This window comes from Novipirellula caenicola (genome assembly GCF_039545035.1).
Lineage (GTDB): Bacteria > Planctomycetota > Planctomycetia > Pirellulales > Pirellulaceae > Novipirellula > Novipirellula caenicola.
Window position 1 is genome coordinate 1 of record NZ_BAABRO010000052.1, and the last position, 2,896, is coordinate 2,896.

Consider the following 2,896-nt stretch of genomic DNA (forward strand, 5'->3'; position numbering starts at 1 on the left):
GCCTGACCAGTGCCGGTGCGATCACCGATGACGATTCAGCGGCCACAACGATTGCCGTGACTGGTGACGCAACGCTGATTGCCACGGGTGCGATCACACTAGGTGAATCCGCTGATGATGTGCTGACGGCTACGGGCAATACCAATCTGAGCGGTTCGGCGATCACGGTCGGTGTCGACGGTACGTTTAACACCAATACGTTGACGTTCAACTCCGCTGGTGCGGTCACGATTCAGGAAGACAGTGATGCGACGCTAACCGGCGTGAACACATCGGCCAGTCTGAACTTGCATAGCACCGGCAGCATCACTGATGAGGCGGGAACCAGCTTGACTGTTGTTGGCCTCGCGGACCTAGATGCTGGTACGAATAGCATTACCCTTGGTGGTGACATTGGCGATACGACCAACTTTGGCACGTTGAAGGTCAAGGGCGGCGCCGTTGTCATCAACGAGACCACGGGCACCGAACTGACCGGTGTTGACGCAGCGAGCTTTGAGTTGACCAGCGGTGGCGACATCATTGATGCCAACGGTACGACGATCAGCGTCAGTGGCTTCGCAAACTTTGACGCGGGCACCAACAATATCACGTTGGGTAACCACGGCACCGACGTCACGAACTTTGGGACGTTACGCCTCACGGGCGGCGCAGTGACAGTTACTGAGGACGATGCAACCGCTTTGGTTGCTGTCGATGCAACGACGTTGACCATCAATAGCGGCGGAAACATCACAGATATCCCGGGATCCGACATCGACGTGTCGGGATTGGCCAGTTTTAACGGCAACGACATTACGCTGGGCGACAACGGTACCGATTCAGTTAGCTTTGGGATGCTGAACTTCGCAGGCAATAATGTTGATATTGACGCAAGTGGACTCGACTTAACCGGCACGAATACTGCGTCCACGTTGACGCTCACCGGCGGTGCGATCACGGATCAACCAGCCACCAGCTTGACCGTGACGGGCAGTGCGACGCTGAACGCTGGCACACAGGACATCACCTTGGGCAACAGCGTCGGGGATACGACGAATTTTGGCTCGCTAACGGTTACAGGTGACTTTGTCGATATCACTGAAGATTCTTCCAGCACATTGTCGAGTGCAGCCGTCACGGGAATCTCCCTGTCGACGACTGCCGGAGCGAATGACGGAACCATTACCGTAAATGGTGCGGTGACAGCCTCGGGTGCGGGTAACGTAAGCTTATCCGCTTCAGGAGCGACTGCTGACGTCGATGTCAATGCGACGATCACGACAGCTACCGGCAACGTTAGCGTCACTGCAACCAACGATGTGACGTTCGCAGCCACCGGGAATGTAACCTCGACCAGCGGCAATGTTTCCGCGACTGCAAACAGCGGCACGTTCACGCAAACCGATGGTTCTCTCATCAATGCTGGCTCGGGCAAGATCACTGTCCTGGCAAACACCGACGTCATCGTCAGCGGGTTGATGACGAGCAGCACCGCCGGGGATGCGGTGAAATTGACTGCAACGACGGGAAATATCATCGATGGTGGTGATATGATCGCACTCGACATTGATGCCGCTTTTGGCGGTGCCACCCTATCCGCGCCAGCCGGATCCGTCGGTGTCGTGTTGCAAGCTCCCGCCGCGAATGCTCCGCTGGAAATGAATGTGGCTTCGGTCAACATCACCACGGGCGGCGATTTGGTGATCACCGATCCCGATGGCATCTACATCGACCGGCTCGAATCAACGGGCGGCAATGTGATTGTCACTGCGGGAACGTTCATCAACGATCTACAGGACGACGGCCTGGCTGACATTATTGCCAGCGCTGCGGGTAAAACCATTACGCTCAACGCAGGCACGAGTATCGGTGGTGCGGCGGTCCCTGGTGGAGGAGCGGTCAACAATCGCCTTGAAGTCGCCGCAGGAAGCACTGTCAACGCACACGCAACCGCGGGCGACATCATCCTCGGCTCGCTCGGCGCGATCACGCTGAACGATGTAGACACCGTCGCTGGCGATATCGACATCACGGCAGCGGGAACGATCACGGCTACCGATGTGGACGCAGCCGGAATGACCAAGAATGTGACGTTGCAAACGACAACGGGCGGCATTATGGCCGTCGACATCGTGGCCTCGGGATCCGTTGACCTGGACGCGGATGCTGGCGACGTGCAAGTCGGCATCATCACTGCAACTGCTGGTGATATTGCCATCACCGCCGACACAGGAGCGATCACCGACAAGGACGCCGATACCGCCGTCGATTTGATTGCCACCACCGGCAAAGCGACGCTGGTAGCCGCCACAGGCATCGGCGCGGCCGACACGATCGAAACAACCATCGGCACGCTCAGTGCAACGAACGCGACCAGCGGCAACATTGCGATTAGCGAGACAGATGCACTCACGATTGAAAAGGCTGAGCAAGCAACTGCTGGCAACATCACGGTCAATGCTGGCGGCACGGTGACGATCGATAACGGCGGAGCGGTGACCAATGCGGTCAGTGCAGCCGACGCAGGCACGATTGAGATCAACGCCAACGGTGCCACATCGGACTTGATCGTTAACGACGGCGTATCGAGTGCGACTGGCAACATCACACTAACGGCCGACAACAACGTGACGTTCGGTGTCGATGGTGATGTGACCAGTGCCGATGGCGACGTAACGGTGACGGCCGATGCCGATGGTGATGCCAGTGGCACCGGTGGTTCGATCACGATGGCTGATGACACGACCGACGCGGCGTTGATCGATGCCGGTGACGGCAAGATCACGTTTGCCGCTGACGGCGATGTGACGCTGGCGGGATTGAAGACCGCCAGCACCGACGCCGAAGCGGTCAAGGTCACCAGTGGCAACGGCGCGATTGTCGACGGCGGCGATGTCAATACAGACATTGATGC

General features: G+C 58.0%; 1 protein-coding gene. It reads left to right on the forward strand.

The window, feature by feature from the left end; genetic code table 11:
• Positions 1-2,896, forward strand: a 2,896-nt coding sequence (locus ABEA92_RS31145; RefSeq protein WP_345689760.1) for a beta strand repeat-containing protein, incomplete at both ends; no start/stop codon positions are given.